Below are 19,821 nucleotides of genomic sequence, written 5' to 3'. Positions count from 1 at the left end.
CATGATCAAGCCTTTCATAGTGCGCCCCTTATTGGTGCTGAGCATGGTCACCGGCAGTCCTCTGCTATTGGCCGCCGAAGGCGGTGTCGGGCGGCCGATCACCGGCCTGCAGGTATTTTCCAACGCCGGGGTGGTGCCGCCGGCACCCGGCTGGGTCATGTCGTTGACCAGCTTCTGGTACGACGGCGACCTCAAGGGCAACGTTCAGGTCCCCATCGCGGGTGCCTTGAGCGCCGGCGTGGACATGAAGGTTTCCTACACCCTGGCCAACTTCACCCACGTCTGGGACACGGGTAAGGGTGCCTGGAACTTCGCATCGGCCATCGGCGTGCCGGTTCAGTACACCGACGTCACCGCCAGCGTCACCGGCCCGCGCGGCAGGACACTGGGCACCGAGGACAAAGCCACCCAGTTCGCCGACGCACTGGTGACGCCCATCGCCGCCGGCTACCACTTCGACGAGGTCAACCACATCTCGTTTTCGCTGCCGATCTACGTACCCACCGGCGCCTACAACCAAAATCGCCTGGCCAACGCCGGACAGAACAATTACACCTTCATGCCCACCGTGGCCTTCAGTCATCTGGACGGCAAGGGCGGTGAATTCACCGTGATGAGCAGCCTGGAGATCTACACCGAAAACGACGACACGGACTATCGCACCGGCAACATCTTCACCCTCGACGCGCTCTGGACCCACGGCTTCGGCAATGGCTGGAGCGCCGGCATGGCGGCCGGCTACATCCAGCAGGTCACCGACGACTCGGGCAGTGGTGCGAACGGAGGCTTTCGCGGGCGATCGGTCGGGGCCGGGCCGGCAGTGGGCTGGAGCGGCAAATTCGCCGACGCCCAGGCCAACCTGAGCGCGCGCTGGATCCCGGAGTTCGACACCAAGAACCGGCCCGAAGGCAATGGCATCAGCGTCAACATGACGCTGGCATTTTTCTAGGAGATCGCCAGGGATGGCCATCAGCACTCGATTGACCCTGTGCAGCGTCCTGTTCAGCGGTTTCGCCTGCGCCAGCGGTGATCTGCCGGCCCTCGGCACCCCGCCGAAACCGCCCGTGGCCAAGGGCGACGCCGAAACCTGCCAGCGCCTGCAACAGAACTTCGACATCGACCTCAAGGACGTGGTCAAGGCCGGCTGCGATCCGTCCACCGAGCAGATTGCCAAGCTCATGGACAACCCGGTGGGCAACCTGGTGCTGCTATTCAACCAGTTCGACTACACCGCGCTCAAGGGCCCGAACAGCCACGGCACGCGCATGCTGGGCAAATACAGCTTCATGCCGACCTTCCCGATTGCCCTCGGCGAAGACTGGAACCTGATCAACCGCCTGCCCATCAGCTACGTCAGCGCGCCGGTCAACCACCGGGCCGGCAACCTGATCGGCATGGGCCCCAACGAGATCCTCAGCGACCGCAGTGACTTCATCTCGGTGGTCCAGGACCCGTTCGATCGCACCAGCGGCTTTGGCGACCTGGCGTACGTCGGCGTGTTCTCGCCCAAGGAGCCGATCCGCTTCGCCGGTGGCGGCAAAATGGTCTGGGGCTTTGGCCCGACCGCGATGTTTCCCACCGCCGAAGAAGACGTGCTGGGCACCGGCAAATACTCCCTGGGCCCGGCGTTCGTCGCCGCCTACCTGGGCGAAGACTGGACGTTGGCGCTGTTCCCGCAGCATTGGTGGTCGGTGGGTGGCGACAGCCAGCGCAAGGACGTGAGCCTGACCAACATTCAATACTTCATCCAGCGCAGCATTCCCGGTCCCGCGCAATGGCGGGTGGGCATGACGCCCAACGTCACGGTCAACTGGAAGGCCGAAGGCGGCAACAAGGTGACCTTCCCCATCGGCCTCGGCGCCGGGCGGATCTTCAATCTTGGCAAGTTGCCGGTGCGGATTTCCGGGGAGATCCAGTATTCGGCGATTCACCCCGACGACCTGATCAGCAGCCGCTGGAACTTCCGTTTGTCCTTCATTCCGGTCATTCCGACCTTCATGTTTTGAGCGAGGAACCGTTCATGAGCGCACGCGATGACCTCAACGCCCTGCAAGCCAGCATCGCCGAAGCCGTGCTCGGCCAGGACCAGGTAATCCGGCAAATCCTCCTCGGCCTGCTGGCCAATGGTCACTTGCTGCTGGAGAGCCTGCCGGGGCTGGCCAAGACCCGGACGGTCAAGGCGCTGGCCAGGCACCTGGACGCGAAAATGAGCCGCATCCAGTTCACTCCGGACCTGCTGCCGTCCGACATCACCGGTGCCGAAGTGCTGCATCAGGTCGATGGCAAGAACGAGATCCGCTTTCAGCCGGGGCCCTTGTTCGGCAACCTGATCCTCGCCGACGAAATCAACCGCGCGCCGGCCAAGGTCCAGGCCGCGCTGCTCGAAGCCATGGAAGAACGGCAGATCACCGTCGCCGGCAACAGCCATGCGCTGCCGGAACTGTTCATCGTGGTCGCCACCCAGAACCCGATCGAACAGGAAGGCACTTACCCGCTGCCGGAAGCGCAAATGGACCGCTTTCTGATGAAGGTGCTGCTGGACTACCCGAGCCCGGACAACGAAAGCCAGGTCCTGCGCCTGTTGCGTGAAGAAGAGCAGGCGCTTGGCGCCCGCACGGCGGCGGTGCAGGGTTTCGCCCTGGCCCAGGACGTGATCTTCGCCGCCCGCCAGGAAGTCAGCGCGGTGCACGTCTCCCCGGCCATCGACCGCTACCTGATCGACCTGATCAATGCCACGCGCCACCCGGCCGACTATGACGCCGACCTCGGCCGCTGGATCGCCATCGGCGCCAGCCCTCGCGGCGGTATCGGCCTGGACCGCTGTGCGCGGGCCGATGCGTGGTTGCAGGGGCAGGATTTCGTTTCGCCGGACAACGTGCGCGCCGTGGTGCACCCGGTGCTGCGCCATCGCCTGCACCTGAGTTACGACGCGGTGGCCGACGGTGTGACGGCCGATCAGGTGCTCGACCGTCTGCTCGATAAAGTGGCGATTCCTGCATGAATGCCGACGGTCTGGTCTATGTCTCTCTGGCGCAGTTGATGGCGCTGGAGTTCCGGGCCCATGACCTGAGTTTTCTCGCGCGCCAGCCCCGGGGCAGCATCCTCGCCGGCAACCACGCTTCGCGCCTGCGCGGCCGTGGCTTGAATTTCGATGAGTTGCGCCGCTACCAGCCCGGCGATGATTTACGTCACCTCGACTGGCGTGCATCGCTGCGCACCGGTAAACCGGTGGTGCGCACGTTTACCGAAGAGCGCGACCGTCCGGCACTGATCCTGGTCGACCAGCGCATGAGTATGTTCTTCGGTTCGCAACGCAGCCTCAAATCCGCGCTCGCCGCCGAGCTCGGTGCCCTGGCGGCGTGGATGGTGTTCAACGCCGGCGACCGGGTCGGCGGGCTGGTGTTCAACGACCAGCGCATCGACAGCGTCGCGCCGCTGCGCAGCCGCAAGCGCATCGAGGCGTTGTGCAGCCGCATCGTCCAGCAAAATCAGGCACTGAACGCCGCCAACCCGGACGCCGAAGGCGAAGACCAGCTGGACAAGGTGTTGCAGCACTGCCTGGCCCTGGCGGGGCATGATCACTTGATCTGCATCGTCAGCGATTTTGCCGGTGCCGGTGAACGCACCTTGCAGTTGATGCGCCAGCTGGCGGCGCACAACGACGTGATCGCCATGCAGGTCTACGATCCCTTGGCGCTGAACCTGCCGAAAAACGGCCGGTTGCTGATCACCCAGGGTCAGTTGCAGGTGGAACTGGCGGTGGAGCGTCGACAGGTGCATCAGCCGTTGGGCGACTATCTCAGCGGCCGGCTCAAGGACGTCGCCACGCTGCTGCGTCGCAGCCAGGTGCCGTTGATGATGTTCAGCACTGCCACCGAGGCCCACGAACAACTGCGCGCCGAACTGGGCAAGCGTGCCGGGGTGCGGCCATGAACCCGAACATCCCGGACATCGCGCAACTCAAGGAAATCGCCCTGCCGGCACCGGTCAGTTATGCGCCGCAGACCTGGGGGTGGTGGGTGTTGCTCGGGTTGTTGGTGCTCGGCGCGGCGATCATCGCCGCCCGGCGCTACTGGCAATGGCGGCGCGATCGCTATCGGCGCGAGGCGCTGGTGCGGCTGGCGCAATTGCAAAAGCGCAGTGATGACCTCAACGCACTGCGCGAACTTCCAGAGCTGCTAAAACGCGTGGCAATTTCAATTCCTGTGGGAGCGGGCTTGCTCGCGAAGGCGTCCGGTCAGACGACATCAGTGTTGAGTGTAAGGCCCTCTTCGCGAGCAAGCCCGCTCCCACAGGGACCTGCGGCGTTGGGGAAAGAGGACTGGCAAACCTTCCTGCAGCAGCACTGCAAGCAACCCCTGCCCGCTGACTTCAGCCAGCAACTCGCCCAACTGGCCTACGCCCCGGACGCCACCCTGCGCGCCCTGCCCGCCGAACACCGCCAACGGCTGTTCGACACCTGCAAATACTGGGTGGAGCATCACCATGTGGCAGCTTGATTATCCGTGGCTGTTACTGCTGCTGCCGTTGCCGTGGTTCGGTTATCGCTACCTGCCCGACTACCGCGAGGCGCGCAGCGCGGTGCGGGTGCCGTTTTTTGCCGCCATGAGCCGCGCGGTCGGCCAGGCGCCGAGCGCGGCCGGCACCCGCGGCAACCGATGGCAACTGGCCTTGAACCTGCTGGTGTGGGTGCTGTTGCTGCTGGCGGCGGCCCGGCCGGTGTACGTGGAAAAACCCATCGAGCGCCAGCAACCGGTGCGCGACCTGATGCTGGCCATCGACTTGTCCCAGTCCATGGAAACCACCGATTTCACCGATGCCGGCGGCCAGAAAATCAATCGCCTGGCGGCGGTCAAGGAGGTGGTCCACGGCTTTATCGACAAGCGCAAAGAGGATCGCCTGGGGCTGATCGTGTTCGGCAGCGGTGCGTATCCGCAAGCACCGCTGACCCTCGATCACGCCAGCCTGTCGCTGCTGCTGGACGACACCGGTATCGGCATGGCCGGCCCGAACACCGCCATTGGCGATGCCATCGGCTTGAGCCTGAAACTGCTGGACCAGGCCCATGAACAGGAAAAAGTCGTGATCCTGCTCACCGATGGCAATGACACCAGCAGCGCCATCACCCCCGATCACGCGGCGCAAATGGCCGCCGCCAAAGGCGTGGTGATTCACACCATCGGCATTGGCGACCCGGATGCCGATGGCGAGGCCAAGGTCAACCTGCAGAGCTTGCAGCAAATTGCCCAGGCCACCGGTGGCCAGTTCTTCCGCGCCGAAGACCGCAACGCGCTGGACCGGGTCTACAGCACCCTCGACAAACTCACGCCCCATGAGGTGAAAACCCTCAGCCATCAACCGAAAAAGGATCTGTTCTGGTGGCCCTTGGGCGCGGCGATTGCCTTGCTGGCGCTCTATCACCTGGGGGCCTTGCTGCGTCCGCGCCTGTCCATCGCCCGCCAGCGGCAGGAGGCCTGAGATGGACATCAACCTCAGCGACTTCCACTTCCTGCGCCCGCTGTGGCTGTTGCTGCTGCCCTTCGCCGCCGCGTTGCCACTGCTGTGGCGGCGCAGCCGCGACCTGCAGCGGCGTTTGCGCGGCAACATCGCCGGTCACTTGCTGCCGCACCTTTTGATCACCCCGCAGGACCGGCAATGGCTGCGCCCGGTGCATCTGGTCTGCGCGATGCTGATCCTGGGCGCGCTGGCCGCTGCCGGGCCGACCTGGGAGCAGGACCGACCGGATTTCCTGGAAAACCGTGCGCCGCTGATCATCGCCATCGATCTGTCGCCATCGATGGACGCCACCGATGTGCAACCGACGCGCCTGGAAGCGGCCAAACACAAGGTTCATGACCTGATCCAGCGTCGCGCCGGGGCGCGCAATGCGCTGATCGCCTATGCCGGCAGCGCGCACCTGGTGTTGCCACCGACCGACGACCCAGCCTTGCTCGACACCTTTATCCAGGCCCTGGGCACCGACCTGATCGGCAAACCGGGGAAAGATGTCGGCGCGGTGATCGAACAGGCCAAACGCCTGCTGGCGGCGGAAAAATCCCCCGGCACCCTGCTGCTGCTCACTGACGGCGCCGACACCTCGGCACTGGCCGGCCTCGACAAACAACTGGAAGGCAGCGATTTGCAAGTGCTGGTCCTGGCGGTGGGCAGTGAAGACGGCGGGATCATCCGCGACGCCAGCGGCCAGCCGCGCACCGACAGCAATGGTCGTCCGGCGCTGGGCCGTTTCGACCGGGCGGCGCTCAAGCAGCTGGCCTCCACCCTGGACGCACCGCTGGGCAGCCTGACGCTCAATAACGACGATCTGGACTGGGTCGATTTGCACGCCCAGCAGCACTTCCAGAGCGCCAGCGACGAACAGCGCGAATTGCACTGGAAAGACGCCGGCTACTGGCTGTGCTGGCCGTTGCTGTTGCTCGCCTTCTTCAGTGTGCGCAAGGGTTGGAGCCTGAACTGGATGCCCGCTGTGCTCCTGGCGATGGGGCTGAGTGTGCAATCGACACCGGCCCAGGCCAATGCGCTGGCCGACGCCTTTTTCACCCCGGACCAGCAAGGGCGCTGGGCCTTCGAGCATGAGCATTTCCCCCAGGCCGCCGCGCACTTTGTCGACCCGTACTGGAAAGGCATCGCCGCCTACAACGCCGCCGATTTCGACCTGGCCCTGGCCAGCTTCGCGCGCCTGCAAACGCCCCAGGCGTATTTCTACCTGGGCAACATCTACGTGCGGCGCTTCAAGTTCAACGAGGCCATTGCCGCCTACACCCAGGCGTTGAAGCTGCAACCGCAATTCCCGGAAGCCACGGCCAACCTGGCCCTGGCCATCGCTTTGCAGAAAGACACCGAAAGCGCCGAGCAGAACGCCCCCGAGGTAAAGCCCGACGAAATCAAAATGGACAAGGCACCGGGCAAGGGCCAGAGCAAACCCGTGGAGACCGAACAGGCGGCGTCGGACGAGCAGTGGTTGCAAAACCTGAGCACATCGCCGGCGAAATTCCTCAAACAGAAGTTCAGTTTGCAGGATCAGGCGGGGGTCAAGCCATGACCCTCCTCAAAGACCGAGTCACGGCCTTCGCGAGCAAGCCCGCTCCCACAGGGGGAATGCATTCCAAATGTGGGAGCGGGCTTGCTCGCGAATGCGCCAGATCAATCACCACAAGATTCGGCACCTTGCTGTTTTGCCTGATCAGCACAGCAACCCTCGCCGCCGAACCCGAACTGCGCGTCCAGGCCACCCTGCAACCCACCACCCCAGCCATGGTCGGCAGCCTCGTCGAACTGCAACTCGACGTCCTCACCGACAGCTGGTTCACCGACGCCCCCACCCTGCCCGACCTGAAACTGCCGGGCGCGCTGGTGATGCCACCGGACGGTCATGCCGAACACCTGAACCAGACCCTCGACGGCAAAGCCTTCAACGGCATGCGCTACACCTACCGGATCACACCGAATCTGGCGCAGGGTTTCGACATCCCCGCACTGACTGTGCATGCCACACCGGGCCAGGCCAGCACGGCGCTGAGTGCGCAAAGCCAACCCTTGCATTTCAACGCGGCGCAACCACCGGGATTCAAGCCCGGTGAGCCGGTCCTGGTCGCACAGGGGCTACGTTTCACCCAGGACATCACCCAGGCGGCCAGCCCATTGAAAGTCGGGGACAGCCTGACCCGACAATTGACCCTGCAAGCGGACGGGGCCCTGGCCATGTCGTTGCCGACACCCACCCTGGGCGATGTCAGCGGCTTGAGTCGTTACCCGAAAAATCCGCAAGTCAGCGCCCTGGACGACGGTCGCGGCCACTTCACCGGCGGACAGCGCATCGACAGCGTCACTTACCGGATCGACCGCGAAGGCCATCACCGCCTGCCCGCCATCGCACTGAAATGGTGGGACGCCAGCAGCCAGCAGGCGCGCACCGCGCAAGTCCCCGCCGTGGACTTCGACGCCGTGGCCAACCGTGCCTACCAACCGGTGTTTTCGATCAGCGAAGACCTGAAAAAACTTGGCCAGCAGCACCGCCTGCACCTCTCAGGGTTGGCCTTCGGCTTACTGGCGCTGCTATTGGGCCTGGTGCTGCTGGTGTGGTTTGCGCGGCCCTTCATTCATCGCGTGTACCTCGACTGGCAGCGTCGGCGCCAGGCCAGGCACACCGCCTGGCTGCAATCCGCCGACTACGCCTGGCGCCAGATCCCGCCACAACTCGACGGCAAACCGCCGCAGTTGAGCGCCCTCTACCTCTGGACCCGGCGCCGTGGCAGAGGCCTGAAACTCACCGGCCTGGGCCCACGCCTGCAAGCGCTGTTGCGCGCGCTTTACGGTCGTGAGCCGACCGAAGATCAGGCGTTGCACCAACTCAAGAATTCCTTGACTACGCTGCATAGTCAGGCCGAACACAGCACGCACTCGACCGCGCCCGCGCTGCGGCCACTGAACCCCGTTCACGAGAAGGATTTCCCATGACCAGCCCGATATCGATCCGCCAGCATCCCGGGTTCAAGTTTCTGCTGACACTGGCTTTGAGCCTGCCGCTACTGGTTCAGGCGGCCGAGCCGTTGCCCTCGTGGAACGACGGGCCATCGAAAAAGAACATCATCGAATTCGTCCAGGCCGTGACCGACCAAAGCGGCAAGGACTTCGTCAAGCCCGAGGACCGCATCGCCGTGTTCGACAACGACGGCACCTTGTGGAGCGAGCAACCGATGTATTTCGAGTTGCTGTTCGCCTTCGACGAAGTCAAGCGCACCGCAGCGCAACACCCGGAATGGAAAACCACCCAGCCGTTCAAGGCCGTGCTGGAAAACGATCACCAGGCGCTGGCGGCGACCGGCATGGACGGCCTGCTGAAAATCGTCGGCGCGACCCACAGCGGCATGACCACCGAAGCCTTCGACGACTACGCCAAGACCTGGCTGAGCCAGGCCCGCCACCCGAAAACCGGCAAGCCCTACACCGAAATGATCTTCCAGCCGATGCTGGAAATGCTCGACTACCTGCGCAGCCAGCACTTCAAGACCTACATCGTCTCCGGCGGCGACACCGGCTTCATGCGCGCCTTTGCCGAAAAGGTCTACGGCATCCCGCCCGAGCAGGTGATCGGCACCACCTTTGTCACCGCCTACTCGTTCAAGGACGGCAAGGCGTCGATTGTGCGCATGCCGAAACTGGCCCACAACGACGACGGACCGGGCAAACCGGAGAGCATCGACGCCGTGATCGGGCGCCGGCCGATTCTCGCTTTTGGCAACTCCGACGGTGACCAGCAAATGCTGCAATGGACCGCTGCGGGCCCCGGCAAGCGCTTCATGGGGCTGGTGCATCACACCGACGCCAAGCGCGAATGGGCCTACGACCGCCAGTCGCAGATCGGTCGCCTGGACAAAGCCCTGGACGAAGCGAAATCACGTGGCTGGACCGTCGTGGACATGGCCGCCGAATGGCGCCGGATCTACCCCTACGACGCCGCTACCACCGAGCAAGTGCAATAACAAAGCGTGACGCAGGACCGCAATGAATGTTTGTCGCACCGAGCGACGTCAGTAAAAGGAGCAAGTCAGATGACTCGCATACGCAAATGGTTACCGAAGTTGGCCCTGGTGGCGACCTCGGTGATGGCGATCTCGGCAACTGCCGGGGCCGCTGATAAACCCAATATCCTGGTGATTTTCGGCGACGACATCGGCCAGACCAACATCAGTGCCTATTCCATGGGCGTGGTCGGCTACAAGACGCCGAACATCGACCGCATCGCCAAGGAAGGCATGTTGTTCACCGACTACTACGCGGAGAACAGCTGCACCGCCGGCCGGTCTTCGTTCATTACCGGCCAGACGCCGTTGCGGACCGGTTTGTCCAAAGTCGGCGTACCGGGCGCACCAGTCGGCCTGCAAAAGCGTGACATCACCATTGCCCAAGCACTGAAATCCCAGGGTTATGCAACCGGTCAGTTCGGCAAGAACCACTTGGGTGACAAGGATGAATACCTGCCGACCAACCACGGTTTCGACGAGTTCTTCGGCAACCTGTACCACCTCAACGCCGAAGAAGAACCCGAGCGTCCGTACTGGCCCAAGGACGACCCCGAGTTCGTCAAGAACATGTCACCTCGTGGCGTGATTCACAGCTACGCCGACGGCAAGATAGAAGACACCGGCGCACTGACCGTCAAGCGCATGGAAACCATCGACGACGAAACCACGGCGGCGGCGCAAGCGTTCATCGAGAAACAGGCGAAGGCGGACAAGCCGTTCTTCGTCTGGATGAACACCACCCGCATGCACTTGTTCACCCACGTGCGCGACTCGATGAAGGGCCAGAGCGGCATGCCCGGCAACGACTATGCCGATGGCATGCTCGAACATGACGGCGACGTTGGCAAACTGCTGAAAACCCTCGACGACCTGAAAATCACCGACAACACCATTGTCGTCTACACCACCGACAACGGCCCGAACCAGTTCTCCTGGCCGGACGCGGCGACCACGCCGTTCCGCAACGAGAAGAACTCCAACTGGGAAGGCGCCTATCGCGTTCCGGCGATGGTTCGCTGGCCAGGCAAGATCAAGGCCGGTGAAGTGTCCAACGAGTTGTTCTCGGGCATGGACTGGTTCCCGACCCTGCTTGCAGTGGCGGGTGAAACCGACGTAAAAAACAAGTTGCTCAAGGGCTGGGCACCGACTTCGGGCGGTACCAACTTCAAGGTGCACCTGGACGGTTACAACCAGCTGCCTTACCTGACCGGCCAACAGCCTAAAAGCGAGCGCAAGGAGTTCTACTACTTCAACGACGACGGCGTGCTGGTGTCGATGCGCTTCGATAACTGGAAAGCGGTATTCTGCGAGCAGCGTGCACCTGGCGGCTTTAAAGTCTGGAGCGAACCGTTTGTATGCCTGCGCGTACCGAAAATCTTCAACCTGCGGATGGACCCGTATGAAAGGGCCGACGTGGTTTCCGACCAATACTATGATTGGAGCACCAAGAACGTTTACCTGACTGAAATTGCAGTAATGAAGTCCGCTACGTTCCTCCAAACCTTCATCGATTATCCACCTAGCCAGAAACCGGCCAGCTTCAGCGTTGACCAGGTACGGGCGGCCGTGGATGCAAAAATCGCGGAAAAAATGAAGAACCAACCTGCCCAGTAAGACCGCTTGACCGCCGCTCGCCCTCATCGGCGAGCGGCCTTGGTGCAATGCGAACACCTACCCCGCAGGAGCTGCCGCAGGCTGCGATCTTTTGATCTTCAGCCTTTGAAGATCAAAAGATCGCAGCCTGCGGCAGCTCCTACGGGGTTGTGTGTTGAATTTGAATTTTGTGCAAGGCAATGACCCTATGTCCTCACGCGTCGCCAGCAAGTCGTCGGCCATGACTGCCCCCCACGTCGCCTCCCCGGCGCTGTTGATCCCCGCCCTGTTGCTGTTCGTCTCCGGTGCCGCGGCGCTGGTGTATCAGGTGCTGTGGATCAAGCAGCTGTCACTGGTGGTGGGCGTCGAGGTGTACGCCATCACCACCGGGATCAGCGCATTTTTTGCGGGGCTTGCCCTGGGTGGATTGTTGTTTGGGCGCTGGGCTGATCGCTTGCAGCAACCGGTGTTGCTGTATGCCGGGCTGGAGGTATTGGTAGCGGTACTCGGGGTCGGCGCGACGTTCGCCATGAGCCTGGCGGCCAGTCCGTTTGCCTGGCTCGAACAACAGATCGGCCTGCTGGCCTGGGTGTTGCCGTTTGCACTGGTCGGCGTGCCGGCGTTGCTGATGGGCGGCACCCTGCCGGTGCTGGTGCGCTCCCTGGCCGCCGACCCGCAACAATTGGGCAAGGCCGGTGGTCAGCTGTATGCGGCAAACACCGCCGGCGCCATCGCCGGCACCTTGCTTGCCGCGTTCGTGCTGATTGCCACCCTGGGTGTACGCGGCAGTGCCCTGGCCGCCGCGATGCTCAACCTGCTGGCCGCCGCCGGTGCCTTGTGGTTCCAGCGCCAGCGTCCGCTGGCAAACGAAGCGCCGGCCAGGCATCACGCCGACAACGCGCCAGACCGCCTGGCGCTGTGGCTGTATTCGATCGCCGGTGGCGTGGCCCTGGGTTACGAAGTGGTCTGGTCGCAATCGATCGTGCAGTTCATGAGCACTCGCACCTACGCCTTCGCCGTGGTGTTGGCGACCTACCTGACCGGGCTGTTTATCGGCAGCGCCCTGCTCGCCCGTCGGGTCGATCGCCTGCGCGATCCCTGGGGTGTGTTCGGCCTGCTGATTGCCGGTGCCGGGCTGATCGCCCTGCTGGAAATTGCCTTGCTGGGTCGCTGGCTGGTGCTCGCCCAGAGCGTGGTCGAGGCGTGGGTATTGTCGCTGGGCGCCAGTGAACTGGCGGGCATGAGCGCACGTTTTGCGGTGTCGGCCTTGAGCATCGTGTTTGTGCCAACAGTCCTTCTGGGCGCGGCATTCCCCGTGGCCCTGCGCTTGAGCGTCGGCCGCGAGCAGGTGGGGCGCAATGTCGGTGAAGTGGTGGCATTCAACACCCTGGGCGGGATCATCGGCGTGATGCTCTGCGGCTTTGTGCTGATCCCGTTGCTGGGGCTGGTACGTACCCTTGGACTGCTGGCGATCATCGCCGCCGCGATTGGCTACTGCGCGGTGCGCAAGGGGCATGGCGTCAAGAAAGGCCGGCGTCAGGGGGTGATCGCGGTCGGGTTGCTGTCGTTGGCCCTGGCGATACTGACGCCGGTGGACAAACTGGCCAGCCTGCTGCCCGGCGCACGCAACGCAACCCTGGCCTTTTACGAGGAGGGTCGCGGCGGCACCGTTGCCGTGGTCACCCAGGGCAAGGGGTCAAAGGCCTTCCAGCGTTTGTACATTCAGGGCGTCTCGAACACCGGCGACGCCATGCCGTCGCTGCGCTATATGCGCATCCAGGCGCTGCTGCCGCTGCTGATCCACAACGCCGAGCCGCGTTCGGCGCTGGTGATCGGCTTCGGCACCGGTATTACCGCCGGCGCCCTGACGCGTTATCCGGGGCTGGAGCATCGGGTCGTCGCCGAGCTGCTGCCGTCGGTGGTCAAGGCCGCGCCGCTGTTCAAGGGCAACTTCAATGCCGCTGCCGATCCGAGCGTCGACGTGCGCCTGCGCGACGGTCGCCAGGAGCTGCTGCGCAATCCGCAGCGCTACGACCTGATCACCCTCGAACCGCCACCGCCCTCCGCGGCCGGCGTGGTCAACCTCTATTCCCGTGACTTCTACCAACTGGCCGCCAGTCGTTTGCACAAACAAGGGCTGGTCGCGCAGTGGCTGCCGTTGCCGACACAGAACATCGACGACTCGCGCTCGCTGGTGCGCAGCTTCCTCGATGTCTTCCCCTACGCCACGCTCTGGACCAGTGAGTTCCACGAGATGCTGCTGGTGGGCTCGCTGGAACCGATCGAACTGGACGCCGCGAAAATCAGCCAGCGCTTCCAGCAGGACAGCGTGCGCAGCACCTTGCAGGATGTCGGTATAGGCTCGGCCGCCGCGCTGCTCGCCACCTGGGTGACTGACCGCGCCGGCCTGGAACGCTTCGCCGCCGACGCGCCAGCGGTGACCGATGATCAGCCACGCATCGAATACGCACCGTGGGTACGGGCCAGGGAAATCACCCGGGTGCTGCCAGCGCTGCTGGACCTGCACATCGCCGCGCCACTGGTGAATGCCGACGAGGGTTTCAACCAGCGCATGAACGTACACCGGCAACGCCTGATGCAGTTTTACCGCGCGAGCCTGCACGCCTACGACGGCGACCGCGATGCCTGGGCACGGGATATACGCGAGGTGATGGGTGGGGATGGGGGGAATCCGTATTACCGGTGGTTTGTCGGGGAGTGATGTGGCACCTGACGGACCGCTTTCGCGAGCAGGCCCGCTCCCACAGGGGAATGGGTTTGTGCACATATTTTATATACGGCACAGAACCCATGTAGGAGCGAGCCTGCTCGCGAAGGGGCTATCAAATCCAACGCATTATTTGGATTTGAGTTTGAGGTAGGACTGATGCATATCCGCCGCCCAGCCATCGATCACGCTTTTGACATCATCGGCCTTCATCACCTGGGCATCGTTTTCCAGCGGTTTGCCGATGCCCTTGCGCACGACCTGGGCCAGCACATGATTGTTACCCCCATCAAGGAACACCGCTTCGGTGGCCAGGTCGGTTTCCTGGTCGCGGATACCGCTGGCGGTGCTGACCGCCGCGGCCACCAGGGCAATCGGGATCACTTCATAGGGCTTGAGGCCTTCGGTCTTGCTGCTGACGGCGGTGATCGCCGCACGCACCACGATCACACCCGGGCCGGGGCCGCTGGCCAAGGGCAAGGACTTACCGATCTCACGCTTGAGGGCCTGGTCGTAGTAGCCGGTAATCCCGTTGAGCGTCGCCTGGGGAATTTTCACGGTGGGCTGGGGCTTGGGATAGAGCTGGGTCGGTTCGACGTAGACACTCGTGAACTGGTTGATATCGAGCTTGGGATCGACCCAACGCATGACGGTGGCGCCGGAGGGCGACTGGGCCTCCTTGAGCTGGCTGTAATCCTTGAGGAACCCGGAATACTGGTCCGGCTCCACGACCTTGCTGGCGCAGCCGGTCAAGGTGATGGACGCGACGCAGACGGTGCTCATCAGTAACGCTAACTTCATGCGGTAACTCCTGTAAGAAGATCGACAGCGGCAGGAACAGAGGTGTTACAGGTATAGCCAATTATGAGCCCCGCGCTCTCGAATATCGCAATATTCATCTAAAGCTGCACAGCAGATCACAACCGTCATTTGACAGACGCCGGCCATACGGCAAAGCTGCATCGAGCATGATCGCGCGCCTGATGGCAAACGCACCTGGACTACGGAAGTCGCAATGCCGAAAGATAAAAATAAAGCGGTAAGCCCCAACCCTGATTCGCCACCGACCCCGATCAATCGCTACCTGTTCCCCGTCACCATCGGCATCCTGCTCCTGGCGGTCGCGGGCATCGGCTGGTTTCTGCTGAGCAGTCAACCGGCTCCCGTGGCCTATGCGCCGGCCAGCACGCCTGTGGCTCAAGCCGCCAAGCCGAAACCAGTGGTTGCATTGCCGACATCAACGCCGCCGACCATGGTCGACGAACAGCAATGCCAGGGCTGCCACAGCGCCCAGGTCAAGGACTGGCAAGGCTCCCATCACCAATTGGCCATGCAGCAAGCCAACGCGCAAACCATGCTCGGCGACTTCAACGACGTCACGTTCAAGGCGGAAAAGGAAACCACCCGTTTCTCGCGCAAGGGCGACGAATTCTGGGTCAACACCCCCGGCATCGATGGCAAGAACAACGACTTCAAGGTCGCCTACACCTTCGGCATCGCGCCGTTGCAGCAATACCTGATCGAGGTGGGCGAAGGTCGCTTGCAAGCCCTGGGCGTGGCCTGGGATACCGAGAAGCACCGCTGGTTTCATCTTTATCCGGGCCAGGGCGTGACCTTCAAGGACCCGCTGCACTGGAGCAAACCGAGCCAGAACGCCAATTTCATGTGCGTCGAATGCCACACCACCGGTTACAAGCGCAATTTCGATGCGGCGAAAAACACCTTCGACAGTCAGTGGAACAGCCTCGGTGTCGGCTGTCAGGCCTGCCACGGCCCGGCGTCCAGTCACCTGGAATGGACCGCGAAGAAAACCGACCTGATCCACGCCGGTTTTGCCGTCGACCTCAAGGACAAGGACGCCACCGTCGAAATCGAAACCTGCGCCCGCTGCCACGCCCGCCGCGCGCCGCTGGGCGATGGTTTCACGGTCGGCAAGCGCCTGATGGATGACTACCTGCCGAGCCCCCTGACCCGCGAGTTGTATGCGCTGGACGGCAAGATCAAGGATGAAGTGTTCGAACATGGCTCTTTCGCCCAAAGCAAAATGTTCGACAAGGGCGTGCGTTGCAGCAATTGCCACAACCCCCACAGCACTGAACTCAAGGCACCGGGCAACGGCGTCTGCCTGCAATGCCACAACACCGCGGGCAAGACCTCGGTGGAGGGGGTCGACGGCAAGGGCCTGCAAGCAAAAAACTACGATTCCATCGAACACACCCGCCACACCCCGGGCCAGCCGGGCTCGCAGTGCGTGGATTGCCACATGCCCGGCAAGTTCTACATGGGTAACGACTTCCGTCATGACCACAGCTTTAGCATTCCCAACCCCGAGCGGGCGAAAAAACTCGGCACACCGGACGCCTGCCTGACCTGCCACCAGGGCAAGGCCGGGGACAAGGTCACCGAGCAGTTCAAGCTGTGGTCGACCACCAGCGCGGCACAGGCGCCACGCTACGACGAAAGCCTGTGGCTGATACGCAATGGCCAGCCGGGCGCGGCGCAAGCCTTGTACGAGCAGTTGCAACGCAGCAACCTGCCGGCGATTCAACGGGCGACCCTGCTCAACGAATTGCCGTCGTACCCGAGCGAGCAGGCGCTGAAACTGGCCACCCGGGATTTGGGCAACCCGGCGCCGCAAGTGCGTGAAAGCGCCGTGCACGCGGTCAGCGCCTTCCTGCCGCCAGCGGAACGCGCGTCGCTGCTGGCGCCGTTGCTGAGCGACCCGGTCAAGGCCGTGCGCATCGCGGCAGCGCGGGACTTGCTCGGCGTGGCGCGTGACGGCCTGGGCACCGCCCGGGACAGCTGGAACAGCGCCATCGGCGAATACGAAGCCGTGCAAAAGAGCCTGGCCGAACGCGCCGAAGCCAACCTCAACCTGGCCATGCTGTATCAGGCCAGCGGTCGCAATGGCGAGGTCGAGGCGCTGTTGCGCACGTCGTTGCAGCGTGATCCGGATTTCCACCCGGCGCTGGTGACGCTGGTGCAATGGCTGGAAGCCAATGGCCGTAGCCCGGAAGCCCGGACGCTGCTTGCACAAGGGCTGAAAGAACACCCTGACGCCGCCCTGTTGCAACACACCCAGGGCTTGTCGCTGGTGCGTGCCGGGCAAACGGCGCAGGCCATGCCGTTCCTGCGCAAGGCCGCGCAACTGGAGCCGCAGGCTACGCAATATGGGTATGTGCTAGCGGTGGCGCTGCATGACAGCGGCAAGGTGGATGAGGCGTGCGAGGAACTGGAGCGGTTACTGAAGGTGCAACCTACGAACCGTAATGCCCGTCTGGCGCTGATCCAGTACTACCTGGATAACGGGCAGGAGCCCAAGGCCCAGGTGCTGTTGCAGGGCTGGAAGAAAATGAACATGGGGGATCCGGCGTTGAAATAAGCGGGGGGATCCCCTGTGGGAGCGAGCCTGCTCGCGATAGCGGTGTGTCAGTCACATCAATGTTGAATGAACTGCCGCCTTCGCGAGCAGGCTCGCTCCCACCGTTCAGGTGGCGCAATGTCATCGCCGCCGAAACAAGGGGCGCGGCTCAATCACCGACCGCCCGTACAACACACTCATCCCCGCCAGCCCCTTCAACGCATCCTCGGCGGATTTGTCTTCACGCACCGCGAAGCTGTCGAAGCCGCACTGACGCATGTGGCTGAGCTGATCGCGCAGCACATCGCCGATGGCACGCAATTCGCCGCGCCAGCCCAAACGCGTGCGCAGCAGGTACGCCTGGCTGTAGGCACGTCCATCGCGAAAACTCGGGAAATCCAGGGCGATCATGGGCAGCTGCTCAAGCCATGGCTTGAGACTTTCCACTTCATCGTCCGGCCCCAGCCACACGCCATGGTGCTGCGGGTTTTCCAGCCAGCGTGCCAGCGGCAGGATCACGGCCCCCAGGGGCACCGATGCATCAGCGTCCCGGAGCAGCGTCCATCGATCATCCGCGTCAATCCGCGCCACGCCCTCCTCCAGCCGCAGCAGATTGATCATGCCGATACCTCCGGCACTTTCGGGTAAACCGACTCCTTGAACGGCTCCAGGCCGATGCGCCCGAAGGTGTCGACAAACAGTTCTTCACTTTCGCGATAGCGCACGAAGGTCTCGATGATGCGCTCGACGACCCCGGGCACTTCGGCGGCGCTGAAGGACGGGCCGATGACTTTGCCCAGCGCGCTGTGCTTGCCCTGGGCACCGCCGAGGGTGATCTGGTACCACTCGCTGCCGTTCTTATCGACCCCGAGGATGCCGATGTTGCCGATGTGGTGGTGACCGCAGGCGTTCATGCAGCCCGAGATATTCAGGCTGATGTCGCCCAGGTCGTGCAGGTAGTCGAGGTCTTCGAAGCGCGCCTGTATGCCCTGGGCAATGGGGATCGACTTGGCGTTGGCCAAAGCACAGAAGTCGCCACCGGGGCAAGCGATGATGTCCGTGAGCAAACCGACGTTGGCGCTGCCCAGGTTGTGTTCGCAAGCCAGGCGCCACAGCGCGAACAGATCGGCCTTGGGCACGTCCGGCAGGACCACGTTTTGTTCATGGGCAATGCGAATCTCGCCAAAACCGAAGCGTTCGGACCATCGCGCCACGGCCTCCATCTGCGTGTCCGTGACATCCCCCGGGGGCGCGGCGATACCGGGCTTGGTCGACAGCACCACGCTGGCGTAGCCCGGCACTTTGTGCGGCTGCACATTACGCAGCACCCAACGTGCGAACGCCGGGTTTTCGGCCAGACGGGTTCCGAAGTCCAGGTCAGTGTCGGCGAGCGCACGATAATCCGGCGCGACGAAGGCACTGGCGACACGTGCGTACTCCTGCGCGGTCAATTGCGCCGGTCCGTCCTTGAGGTATTGCCACTCGTCCTCGACCTCCCGGGCGAAGGCCTCGATACCCAGGGCCTTGACCAGGATCTTGATCCGCGCCTTGTACTTGTTGTCGCGCCGGCCATGGCGGTTGTACACGCGCAGCACCGCCTCGACGTAGGACAGCAGGTGCTGCCACGGCAAGCCTTCGCGGATCTGCAAGCCGAGGATCGGCGTGCGCCCCAGGCCGCCACCGACGATCACCCGCAGCAGCATTTGCCCGTCGTCGCCGGGATAAAGATACAAGCCGATGTCATGCATCATGATCGCCGCACGGTCCTGCTCGGCCGAGCAGATGGCGATCTTGAACTTGCGCGGCAGGAACAGGAATTCCGGGTTGATGGTCGACCACTGCCGCAGGATCTCGGCCAATGGCCGCGGATCGATCATCTCGTCCGCCGCGACCCCGGCGAAGGCTTCGGTGGTGATATTGCGCACGCAGTTGCCGGAGGTCTGGATCGCGTGCATGTTCACCTCGGCCAGACGCTCAAGGATGTCCGGCACCCGGGCCAGTTCGATCCAGTTGAACTGCATGTTCTGCCGGGTGGTGAAGTGACCGTAGCCACGGTCGTAATCCCGGGCGATGCTCGCCAGCGTGCGCATCTGCCGGGCGCTCAGGGTTCCGTAGGGAATCGCCACCCGCAGCATGTAGGCGTGTTTTTGCAGGTACAGGCCATTCTGCAGGCGCAGCGGCAGGAACTCTTCTTCGCTCAGTTCACCAGCCATGAAGCGTGCGACCTGATCGCGAAACTGCGCAACCCGCTCGAACACCAGCGCCCGGTCATAGTCGTCGTACTGATACATGTGGCTACCTCATCAGGATTGATCGCAGGCTCCTGTGGGAGCGGGCTTGCTCGCGAAAACGGTGTGTCAGGCGACATCAATGTCGAGTGGGCCGACGCCTTCGCGAGCGAGCCCGCTCCCACAGGGTTTGTGCCAGGGTCGGGCTCTGCGGCCCGTTTCAAGGGGCGACTATGAACGGGTGGCGCAGTGCGTTACAGATTCACATGAACGCTAAAAAACCGTATCAGATCGAGGTACATACCCACAGGCAGGCCCTGCATCTGATCCGCACAAATCAGTTTTTCCTGAGTCTGTTTTGTGTTTGCC

At 63.2% G+C, this 19,821-nt stretch carries 15 protein-coding genes; 12 read left to right on the top strand and 3 right to left on the bottom strand.

Translation table 11 applies throughout. The features are described from left to right. The first annotated feature begins 1 nt into the window (after window position 1). From F8N66_RS04215 to F8N66_RS04165, 11 genes are all read left to right on the top strand, one after another. On the top strand, window positions 2-949 hold the full coding sequence (locus F8N66_RS04215) for a transporter (protein WP_150768970.1): 948 nt from the start codon (window positions 2-4) through the stop codon (window positions 947-949). A 13-nt stretch (window positions 950-962) separates the two neighbouring features. Next, window positions 963-2,006, top strand: coding sequence for a hypothetical protein (locus tag F8N66_RS04210; protein ID WP_150768969.1), 1,044 nt, complete (start codon window positions 963-965; stop codon window positions 2,004-2,006). Window positions 2,007-2,020: 14 nt separating this feature from the next. Then, complete coding sequence (locus tag F8N66_RS04205; protein ID WP_150768968.1) at window positions 2,021-3,001, top strand: AAA family ATPase; 981 nt, start codon at window positions 2,021-2,023, stop codon at window positions 2,999-3,001. Next, entirely contained in the window at window positions 2,998-3,933 is a 936-nt protein-coding gene (locus tag F8N66_RS04200; RefSeq protein WP_150768967.1) for a DUF58 domain-containing protein, read from the top strand. The genes F8N66_RS04205 and F8N66_RS04200 overlap by 4 nt, the downstream gene beginning before the upstream one ends. Continuing rightward, window positions 3,930-4,499, top strand: a complete 570-nt coding sequence (locus F8N66_RS04195; RefSeq protein WP_150768966.1) for a DUF4381 domain-containing protein — start codon at window positions 3,930-3,932, stop codon at window positions 4,497-4,499. Before F8N66_RS04200 ends, F8N66_RS04195 begins: the two co-directional genes overlap by 4 nt. Next, window positions 4,486-5,478, top strand: coding sequence for a vWA domain-containing protein (locus tag F8N66_RS04190; RefSeq protein ID WP_150768965.1), 993 nt, complete (start codon window positions 4,486-4,488; stop codon window positions 5,476-5,478). Before F8N66_RS04195 ends, F8N66_RS04190 begins: the two co-directional genes overlap by 14 nt. Window position 5,479: 1 nt before the next feature. Further along, the gene (locus F8N66_RS04185) at window positions 5,480-7,060 is read left to right on the top strand and encodes a VWA domain-containing protein (protein WP_150768964.1); all 1,581 of its coding nucleotides are present in this window, start codon (window positions 5,480-5,482) and stop codon (window positions 7,058-7,060) included. After that, on the top strand, window positions 7,057-8,475 hold the full coding sequence (locus F8N66_RS04180) for a BatD family protein (protein WP_150768963.1): 1,419 nt from the start codon (window positions 7,057-7,059) through the stop codon (window positions 8,473-8,475). The genes F8N66_RS04185 and F8N66_RS04180 overlap by 4 nt, the downstream gene beginning before the upstream one ends. Continuing rightward, on the top strand, window positions 8,472-9,500 hold the full coding sequence (locus tag F8N66_RS04175) for an HAD family hydrolase (RefSeq protein ID WP_150768962.1): 1,029 nt from the start codon (window positions 8,472-8,474) through the stop codon (window positions 9,498-9,500). The genes F8N66_RS04180 and F8N66_RS04175 overlap by 4 nt, the downstream gene beginning before the upstream one ends. 69 nt (window positions 9,501-9,569) lie before the next feature. Next, window positions 9,570-11,156, top strand: coding sequence for an arylsulfatase (locus F8N66_RS04170; protein ID WP_150768961.1), 1,587 nt, complete (start codon window positions 9,570-9,572; stop codon window positions 11,154-11,156). Window positions 11,157-11,343: 187 nt separating this feature from the next. Continuing rightward, the gene (locus tag F8N66_RS04165; RefSeq protein ID WP_150768960.1) at window positions 11,344-13,857 is read left to right on the top strand and encodes a fused MFS/spermidine synthase; all 2,514 of its coding nucleotides are present in this window, start codon (window positions 11,344-11,346) and stop codon (window positions 13,855-13,857) included. A gap of 135 nt (window positions 13,858-13,992) precedes the next feature. Here F8N66_RS04165 and F8N66_RS04160 read toward each other — a convergent pair whose 3' ends face one another. Then, window positions 13,993-14,664, bottom strand: coding sequence for a DUF3313 domain-containing protein (locus tag F8N66_RS04160; protein WP_150768959.1), 672 nt, complete (start codon window positions 14,662-14,664; stop codon window positions 13,993-13,995). Window positions 14,665-14,878: 214 nt separating this feature from the next. Here F8N66_RS04160 and F8N66_RS04155 point away from each other — a divergent pair, with 214 nt between their 5' ends. Next, window positions 14,879-17,245 carry a tetratricopeptide repeat protein gene (locus tag F8N66_RS04155; protein ID WP_150768958.1) on the top strand — a complete coding sequence of 789 codons (2,367 nt, stop codon included), beginning with the start codon at window positions 14,879-14,881 and terminating at the stop codon, window positions 17,243-17,245. A 120-nt stretch (window positions 17,246-17,365) separates the two neighbouring features. On the opposite strand, the gene F8N66_RS04150 is transcribed toward F8N66_RS04155, so the two are convergent. Together F8N66_RS04150 and F8N66_RS04145 are read right to left on the bottom strand one after the other, a co-directional pair. Beyond that, on the bottom strand, window positions 17,366-17,845 hold the full coding sequence (locus tag F8N66_RS04150; RefSeq protein ID WP_150768957.1) for a DUF934 domain-containing protein: 480 nt from the start codon (window positions 17,843-17,845) through the stop codon (window positions 17,366-17,368). Then, window positions 17,842-19,515 (bottom strand): nitrite/sulfite reductase, encoded by a 1,674-nt coding sequence (locus F8N66_RS04145; protein WP_150768956.1) that lies wholly within the window; start codon window positions 19,513-19,515, stop codon window positions 17,842-17,844. The genes F8N66_RS04150 and F8N66_RS04145 overlap by 4 nt, the downstream gene beginning before the upstream one ends. Between the last annotated feature and the right edge of the window lie 306 nt (window positions 19,516-19,821).

Origin of the sequence: Pseudomonas fluorescens, assembly GCF_902498195.1 — a bacterium.
Taxonomy (GTDB): Bacteria; Pseudomonadota; Gammaproteobacteria; order Pseudomonadales; family Pseudomonadaceae; genus Aquipseudomonas; species Aquipseudomonas fluorescens_BU.
This window is presented reverse-complemented; position numbering and strand designations above follow the sequence as displayed.